The following is an 8312-nucleotide window of genomic DNA, read 5'->3' as shown; positions in this document are numbered from 1 at the left end:
CGGGACGTGGCGCAGCTTGGTAGCGCACTTGACTGGGGGTCAAGGGGTCGCAGGTTCAAATCCTGTCGTCCCGACTTGGTTAGTCGGTAACAGGTCTCAATAAGTCGCACATCAGGGGCCGTCTTCTCAGCGATGAGAGGACGGCCCCTGTCGTGTGTGGGGGAGGCCTGCTATGTCACATACCCCTGCGGCCCTCGTCGGTCCCTCGAAGCCTCTCGCGCCGCAGAAAGCCCCACGTTAATTCCATGAAACCCCCATTGCCGTCCGCCCAGTCGAAGCCCTACCGTCAGCGCAATGCCAGCAGTGCTATTGCACTGTGCAATAGCACATACTACTGGGGTTTCCATGACATCAGAGCAGGTCATCCCGCTGTCCACCGTGCGCATCACCGGCGGCCTGCTCCGGCACTGGCAGGACCGGAACCGGCGGTCGACCGTCCCGCACGCCATCGGCCAACTGCGCGCCGCGGGCAACGTGGACAACCTCAGCCGGCTGCTCGTGAACGACCCCCCGGCCTACCGCGGGCGTTACCCGTTCCTCGACACCGACCTGTACAAGACGCTCGAAGGCCTGGCGTACGAGCTCGGTGCGGGCCAAGCGGACGACGGTGTACGGGAGTTCTTCGACGAGGTGGTCGGCCTCCTTGAGCGGGTGCAGGCCGAGGACGGCTACCTGAACTCGTTCTTCCAGGACCCGGAAGCGGCCAAGAAGCCCTGGGAGGACCTGGCCTGGGGACACGAGTTGTACAACCTCGGCCATCTGATCCAGGCCGCCGTCGCGGCCGGCCGGCGGATGGGCGACCGCCGCCTGCTCGAAGTGGCCATGAGATTCGCCGACTTGACCGTACGGCGCTTCGGCGAGGGCCGTGAAGAGGCCACCTGCGGCCACCCCGAGGTGGAGATGGCCCTGGTCGAGCTGTACCGGGAGACCGGCAACCGCGCCTACCTCACCCAGGCGGGCCTGTTCCTGGACCGGCGCGGCCACGGGCATCTGAAGCACAGCGTCTTTCCCCCGGAGTATTTCCAGGACCACCTGCCCTTCCGCCAGTTGCCCTCGGTCACCGGACACGCGGTCCGCATGGCCTACCTGGCCGCCGGAGCGGCCGACCTCTACCGGGAGACCGGCGACCGGACCCTGTTCGACACGCTCGACCGGCTCTGGGACGACATGGTCGCCACCAAGCTCTACTTCACCGGCGGGCTCGGCAGCCGGCACTCCGACGAGGCCATCGGTGACCGCTACGAACTGCCGTCCGAGCGCGCGTACAGCGAGACCTGCGCCGCCATCGCCACCATGCAGTGGGTCTGGCGCATGTTCGTGGCCACCGGCGGCGCGAAGTACCTCGACGTCTTCGAACGCGTCCTCTTCAACGCCTACGCCGTGGGCCTGTCCGCCGACGGGACGGCCTTCTTCTACGACAACCCGCTCCAGCGCCGCCCCGATCACGAGCAGCGCAGCGGGGCCGAGGCCGGGGGCGAGCCGCTGCGGCGGCCGTGGTTCACCTGCCCGTGCTGTCCGCCGAACATCGTCCGCTGGATGGCACAGCTCGGCGACCACGTGGCCGCCGAACGCCAAGACGCCCTGTACGTCGCCCTGTACGCCGAGAGCCGGATCGAGACGGACGCCCTCACGGTGAACGTCGAGACCGCCTACCCGTGGGACGGGGACGTGCGGCTCACGATCGAGCGCGCGCCCCACCGGCCGTACGCGATCAGACTCCGCATCCCCGCCTGGGCGCGCGACAGCACGCTCGACGGCGTGCCCGTCACGGCCGAGGACGGCTGGCTGACCGTCGAACGGAACTGGACCGAGGGCGACAGCATTCGTCTCCACCTGCCCATGCCGGTCCGCGGACACGCCTCCCACCCGCACCTGGACGCGACCCGCGGCGCGGTCGGCGTCGCCCGCGGCCCGCTGGTCTACTGCGTCGAGCAGCAGGACTCACCGGCCCCCGTGGACGACCTGGTCCTGTCGCCCGACCGCATCGCCGCCGCGGAGGTCTCCTCGCCGATCGAGGAACTGCCCGGTGCCGTCGTCCTCCGGCTGACGGCTGAGGTACGGCCCGCTCAATCGCCGGAGCTCTACCCGGAGTTCACCACCGAACGCCGCACCGCCGAGGCGGCCTCGACGGTACCCGTGGCACTCGTGCCCTATTTCCTGTGGGGCAACCGCAGGCCCGGCGCCATGCGCGTGTGGGTCAGGACGCAGTGACCGCATCCATCGAACTCATCGACCGACTTCCCCCTCAAGTCGACCCGCCTCCCCCCGAGTCGACCTGCATCGCCCCAAGGAGAGCCTCATGAGGAGATCAACCGCCGTCATCGGCGTCACGCTGCTCAGCACGCTGACACTCACGTCCTGTACCGGCGCGTCGGGGACCTCGTCCAACGGCACCGGTGCCGGATCCTCGTCGGCCCCGGCCACCGGCGGCACCGTCCATGTCCTGGCCGCCGCGGACTTCTCCCATCTGGACCCCGGGCTCGGCTGGGACGGCGGCGTCAACAACTTCTACCGGCTCATCTATCGCGGCCTGACCACGGTCGGCGCCGGTCCCGGCGCCGAGAGCACGAAGATCGTCCCGGATCTGGCGACCGACCTCGGCACTCCGACCGACGACGCGAAGACCTGGACGTACCACCTCAAGGACGGCCTGGCCTTCGAGGACGGGTCGCCCATCGACAGCGCGGCCGTGAAGTTCGGCATCGAGCGCGCCTGGGACCCCGAGATGGGCGGCTCGCCGTACCCGAAGGAGCTGATCGAGGCGCCGGCCGACTACAAGGGGCCGTACCAGTCGGGTGACCTCGACTCGATCGAGACGCCCGACGCCAAGACCGTCGTCTTCCGTCTGAAGAAGTCCTTCCCCGACTTCCCCAGCGCGCTGACCATGCCCAACTTCACCCCGTTCCCGAAGGGAACAGGCGCGGCGCACGCCTTCGACACCAAGCCGGTGGCCTCCGGCCCCTACAAGGTGGCGAGTTACGTCCACGGCACCTCGCTCAAGCTGGTCCGCAACCCGGAGTGGAAGGCGTCGACCGACAAGGTCCGCGCGGCCAAGCCGGACGCCTTCGAGTGGACCTTCGGGCTCGACGGCGCCACCATCGACGAGCGCATGCTCGCCGGACAGGGCGCGGACGCCGACGCCATCGCCGGCAGTATTCAGCCGGCGACCCTGTCGCGGATCCAGACGCCGCAGTTGAAGGCGCGCACGCTGTCCGGGTACGGGGGCTGCACCACCTACATGGGGATGAACACGTCCCGCAGGTACCTCTCCGACCTGAGGGTGCGCCAGGCCATCGAGTTCGCGGTCGACAAGGACACGGTCGTCGCCGCGCTCGGCGGCTCCCGTCTCGCCACGAAGGCGACCGCGATCCAGCCGCCGACCATGCTTGGCCGCACCGACTACGACCTGTACCCGCACAGCGTGGCCAAGGCCAGGCAACTGCTCGCCGAGGCGGGGCTGTCGGGCGGGTTCACCCTCACTCTGGACAACCGCCCGGATGCCAAGAACACGGCGCTCGCGGTGGCGATCCAGGAGGCTCTCAAGCCGCTGAACATCAAGGTGAAGATCAACACCATCGACACCTCGTCGTACTACGAGGTCATCGGCACCACCGCCAAGCAGAACGATCTCGCCATCACCGGCTGGTGCCCCGACTGGGCCTCCGGTTCGACCTTCCTGCCGCCCCTGTTCGACGGCCGCAGGATCACCCCGACCGCGAACACCAACATCGCCCAGATTGACAACGATGCCATCAACAAGCGGATCGACGAGATCGCGGCCATGAAGGACGTGGCCGCCGCCAACAAGGCGTACGGCGAACTGGACAAGCAGATCATGGCCCAGGCCCCGGTGGTGCCGCTGGCCTACGAGAAGACCATCACCGTGACCGGCTCCAACATGGCGGGCGCCTATCTGTCCGCGTCGTTCAGCGGAGGCATCGACCTGGTTTCCGTGGGCCTCAAGGACTCGGGAAAGTAGGCGGCTCATGACGACTGCCTTCGTGCACGACGTGCAGCCCGCGCCGCCGGTGGGCGCACCCGGTGCCCCCACCACGGCCGGCCGTCGGATCATGGGCGTGCTGCTGCACGACCGTGGCGCGCTGTTCAGCGCCGGGTTCATCGCCCTGATGGTGCTGATGGCGATCTGCGCACCGCTCATCAGCGCCCTCACGGGCCACGGACCCACGGCGTTCGACACGGCGGCCATCGACGTCGACGCGGGCGGCCTGCCCAAGGGGGACTTCGGCGGGATCAGCACCGATCACCTGCTGGGCGTCGAACCGCTGAACGGCCGCGACGTCCTGGCGCGCATCGCGTACGGCGCCCGCGTGTCGTTCCTCATCGCCGCGTCGGCGACCGTCCTCACCACCCTGCTCGGCGTGGTCCTCGGCATGGTCGCCGGCTTCTACGGGGGCTGGGTCGACCAGGTCATCTCCCGGGTCATGGACTTCCTGATGGCCTTTCCGGCACTCATCTTCATGATCGCCATCCTGTCGTCGCTGCCCGCCGGCAACCGGTCGTTCCTGCTGGTCGCCGTGATCAGCGTGTTCGGCTGGCCCTATCTCGCGCGCGTGGTGCGCGGCCAGACGCTGACCCTGCTGAACCGGGACTTCGTCGAGGCGGCCCGCGCCTCGGGTGCCTCCCGGCGCGACCTGGTGTTCAAGGAGATCCTGCCCAACCTGCGCAGCTCGCTGATCGTGATGACGACCCTTGCGGTGCCCGGATACATCGGTACCGAGGCCGGCCTGTCGTTCCTGGGCGTGGGCGTCAGTCCGCCGACGCCCTCCTGGGGCCAGATGATCGCGAGCTCGGTCAGCTGGTACGCGGTGGACCCCCTGTACTTCGCCGTCCCCGGGCTCTTCCTCTTCCTGACCGTGCTGTCCCTCACCGTGCTCGGCGACCGGATCCGGGCCGCCACCGACGCGGGGGAGGCCGCCTGATGGCCCGCTACCTCGCCGGCCGGATCGCCGGGCTCGTGCTGATCCTCTTCCTGGTCTGCCTGTTCACCTACCTCATCTTCTTCGAGCTGTCGCCGGACCCCGCGGTGATGATCTGCGGCAAGACCTGCACACCGGAACGGGTCACGCAGATCCGCACGATCCTCGGCATCGACCAGCCGTTCCTCACCCAGTTCTGGAACTTCCTCAGCGGGCTGTTCGCCGGACGGGACTACGGCTCCGGCGCGAACCTCGTGCACTGCCCGGCACCCTGCCTCGGCTACTCGTTCCAGACCAGCCAATCGGTGTGGCAGATGGTCCTGAGCCGCCTCCCGGTCACCGCCACCCTCGCGATCGGCGCGGCCGCCCTCTGGCTGCTCGCCGGCATCACCACGGGACTGCTCAGCGCCGTCAAGGAGGGCACCTGGTGGGACAAGGCCGCCATGAACCTGGCCCTGGGCGGCGCCAGTGTCCCCAACTACGTGCTCGCGCTCGCCCTGCAGTACGTCCTGGTCGTCAAGCTGCAGGTCCTGCCGTTCCCGTCGAGTGTGGCCTTCACGGACGACCCCGGTCTGTGGTTCCAGTCGTACCTCATGCCGTGGATCGTCCTCGCCACCGGCGCCGCCTGTCTGTACGCCCGGCTGACGAGGGCGAACGTCATCGACACGCTGGCCGAGAACTTCTTCCGGACCGCCCGCTCCAAGGGCCTGGCCCCCGTACTCACCATGCGGCGGCACGCGTTGCGGCCCGCGCTCACGCCGATCGTCACGATCTTCGGCATGGACTTCGCGGCGCTGCTGGGCGGCGCGCTGATCACCGAGACCGTCTTCGGACTCAACGGCATCGGCAAGATGGCCGCCGACTCCATCGCCAAGAACGACCAGCCGGTGATCATGGCGGTCACGCTCCTCGCGGCCTTCTTCGTGGTGGTGGGCAACGTCGTGGTCGACCTCGTCTACACCACCCTCGACCCGCGAGTGAGGATCCGATGAGCGAGTCAGTGGTCGAGGATCCGAGGAGCGAGATGCCGGTCGAGGATCCGACGGGCGAGCTGCTGGTCGTGGAGAACCTCACCGTGACCCTGCCGACCACGCGCGGCCCCGTGGACGTCGTCAAGGACGTGTCGTTCACGGTCGGCAGGAACGAGACCGTCGGCATCGTCGGCGAATCCGGCTCGGGCAAGTCGATGACCAGCCTGGCCGTCATGGGCCTGCTGCCGCGCGGGGCCGTGACACGGGGCAGCGTCCGGCTGGGCGGCCTCGAACTGCTCGGCCGTACGGACCGCGAGATGCGCCGGATCCGGGGCGCACAGGCGTCCATGGTCTTTCAGGATCCGCTGTCCTCGCTGAACCCGTACTACACGGTCGGCCTGCAGATCGAGGAGATGTACCGGGCGCACCGGGGCGCTTCGCGGAAGGAGGCCAGGAAGGTCGCCGTCGAGGCGCTCGCCCGGGTCGGCATCCCGGAACCGGAGCGGCGGGCCGGCCACTACCCCCACCAGTTCTCCGGCGGGCAGCGGCAACGCGTCATGATCGCGATGGCGCTGGTCTGTTCGCCCGCGCTGCTCATCGCAGACGAGCCGACCACGGCCCTGGACGTCACCGTCCAGGCCCAGATCCTGCGCCTGCTCGCCGAGTTGCAGCGGGGGACCCGCACCGGGATGGTCTTCATCACCCATGACCTCGCCGTGATCAGCTCCATCGCGACCCGGGTGCTCGTGATGTGCCAGGGCGAGCAGGTCGAGTACGGCACCGCGGAGCAGATCTTCTCGGCGCCTCGACACGCCTACACACGCAAGCTGTTGGACAGCATCCCGCGTGTCACCGACGACCTTCCCGCCGACGACCTTCCCACCGACGAGGTGATCGCGTGAGCGACGTACTGCTCAGCGCCCGCGACCTGACCAAGCGGTTCACCGTCCGCGGGGTGTACGGCCGCAAAAGCGAGTTCACCGCCGTGGACGGCGTCAGTTTCGACCTACGGCGGGGCGAGACCTTCGCCGTGGTCGGGGAGTCCGGCAGCGGCAAGTCCACCAGCGCGCGGATCGTCGCCAAGCTGATGGAACCGAGCGCGGGCACCCTGGAGTTCGAGGGCGAGGACATCACCCACGCCACGGGCGCGCGGCTCGCCCGCTACCGCGCCGACGTACAGGTCGTCTTCCAGGACCCGTTCTCCTCGCTCAACCCCCGGCACACCGTCGAGCGCATCCTGATGGCACCGCTCGACTACCAGGGCATCGCACCCCCGGGAGGCCGGCGGACGTACACCAGGGAGCTGATGGAGCGGGTCGGCCTCGACCCCGGCCACTCCCAGCGCTATCCCGCGCAGTTCTCCGGCGGCCAGGCCCAGCGGATCGGCATCGCCCGGGCGCTGGCCGTCAATCCGAAACTGGTGATCTGCGACGAGGCGGTCTCCGCCCTGGACGTGTCCGTCCAGGCACAGGTCGTCGAACTGCTGCTGCGCCTCCAGCGGGAGAGTGGATTCAGCTACGTCTTCATCGCCCACGACCTGGCCGTGGTCCGGCGGATCGCGCACCGAGTGGCGGTCATGAACAAGGGGAAGATCGTCGAACAGGGGCCGTGCGCCCAGGTCTTCGACGACCCTGGTGACCCGTACACCCGGACGCTGCTGGCCGCGATCCCCCGCATCAACCCCGAGTGGGACCGCCGAAGAAGGGCCGCCACCGCATGACCCGTACCGTCGCCTACACGATTCCCGGCATGCACGTGCGCGAGCACCTCGTGGACGTTCCGCTCGACTGGTCCGACCCCGCACGGGGCACGATCCAGCTCTTCGCCCGTGACCTCACTGCTCCCGCGCGCAGGGACGAGGACCTCCCCTGCCTGGTCTACCTCCAGGGCGGTCCGGGCGGAAAGGGCCCTCGCCCGCTCGACCGGAGCGGGTGGCTCGGGCAGGCGCTGAAGACGTACCGGGTGATCCTGGTCGACCAGCGCGGCACGGGCCGCAGCACCCGGATCGACGGGCGTCGGATGAGCGCCTTCGCGACCGCCCGGGAGGGCGCGGACTTCCTCGCGTGCTTCCGGGCCGACTCGATCGTGGCGGACCACGAGCACCTGCGGAAGACCGTCTTCGGCGGCAGACGCTGGTCCGTGCTCGGACAGTCGTACGGCGGCTTCCTCACCCTGACCTACCTGTCCCAGGCTCCCGAGGGACTGAGCGCCTGCTACGTCGCTGGAGGGCTGCCCGGCATCGACCCGTCGGCCGCGGAGGTCTACCGGCGTACGTACCCACGGGTCGAGGCCAAGAACGAGGTGTTCTACCGGCGTTACCGTTCCTCTGGACTGAGCAGGAGTGAGTCCGCTCAGCCGCACGCCCCGAACGGTCTTGGGCGCTCCCCCAGACTTCGTCCGGGGG

7 protein-coding genes and 1 tRNA gene are annotated in these 8312 nt (G+C 69.0%); all 8 read left to right on the top strand.

Annotated features, from left to right (window positions below; genetic code table 11):
- Positions 1-74, top strand: a tRNA-Pro gene (locus AC5P09_RS50525).
- A gap of 271 nt (positions 75-345) precedes the next feature.
- On the top strand, positions 346-2211 hold the full coding sequence (locus AC5P09_RS50520) for a glycoside hydrolase family 127 protein (protein ID WP_493880405.1): 1866 nt from the start codon (positions 346-348) through the stop codon (positions 2209-2211).
- A gap of 88 nt (positions 2212-2299) precedes the next feature.
- The gene (locus AC5P09_RS50515) at positions 2300-3979 is read left to right on the top strand and encodes an ABC transporter substrate-binding protein (protein WP_493880404.1); all 1680 of its coding nucleotides are present in this window, start codon (positions 2300-2302) and stop codon (positions 3977-3979) included.
- A 7-nt stretch (positions 3980-3986) separates the two neighbouring features.
- On the top strand, positions 3987-4940 hold the full coding sequence (locus AC5P09_RS50510; RefSeq protein WP_493880403.1) for an ABC transporter permease: 954 nt from the start codon (positions 3987-3989) through the stop codon (positions 4938-4940).
- On the top strand, positions 4940-5929 hold the full coding sequence (locus tag AC5P09_RS50505) for an ABC transporter permease (RefSeq protein ID WP_493880402.1): 990 nt from the start codon (positions 4940-4942) through the stop codon (positions 5927-5929). The genes AC5P09_RS50510 and AC5P09_RS50505 overlap by 1 nt, the downstream gene beginning before the upstream one ends.
- Positions 5926-6810: an ABC transporter ATP-binding protein gene (locus tag AC5P09_RS50500; RefSeq protein ID WP_493880401.1), complete on the top strand. Its 885-nt coding sequence runs from the start codon at positions 5926-5928 to the stop codon at positions 6808-6810. Before AC5P09_RS50505 ends, AC5P09_RS50500 begins: the two co-directional genes overlap by 4 nt.
- Positions 6807-7628 carry an ABC transporter ATP-binding protein gene (locus tag AC5P09_RS50495; RefSeq protein WP_493880400.1) on the top strand — a complete coding sequence of 274 codons (822 nt, stop codon included), beginning with the start codon at positions 6807-6809 and terminating at the stop codon, positions 7626-7628. The genes AC5P09_RS50500 and AC5P09_RS50495 overlap by 4 nt, the downstream gene beginning before the upstream one ends.
- The coding region (locus AC5P09_RS50490) for an alpha/beta fold hydrolase (RefSeq protein ID WP_493880399.1) at positions 7625-8312 on the top strand (688 nt) is incomplete at its 3' end. The genes AC5P09_RS50495 and AC5P09_RS50490, both read left to right, overlap by 4 nt.

It is taken from the genome of Streptomyces sp. a15 (genome assembly GCF_059026085.1).
The sequence above is the reverse complement of the archived record's forward strand: the minus strand, read 5'-3'. Positions and strand labels throughout refer to the sequence as shown.

Coding starts and splice junctions, on each gene's coding strand:
- AC5P09_RS50520 (WP_493880405.1), top strand. CDS start 346: ATGACATCAGAGCAGGTCATCCCGCTGTCCACCGTGCGCATCACCGGC.
- AC5P09_RS50515 (WP_493880404.1), top strand. CDS start 2,300: ATGAGGAGATCAACCGCCGTCATCGGCGTCACGCTGCTCAGCACGCTG.
- AC5P09_RS50510 (WP_493880403.1), top strand. CDS start 3,987: ATGACGACTGCCTTCGTGCACGACGTGCAGCCCGCGCCGCCGGTGGGC.
- AC5P09_RS50505 (WP_493880402.1), top strand. CDS start 4,940: ATGGCCCGCTACCTCGCCGGCCGGATCGCCGGGCTCGTGCTGATCCTC.
- AC5P09_RS50500 (WP_493880401.1), top strand. CDS start 5,926: ATGAGCGAGTCAGTGGTCGAGGATCCGAGGAGCGAGATGCCGGTCGAG.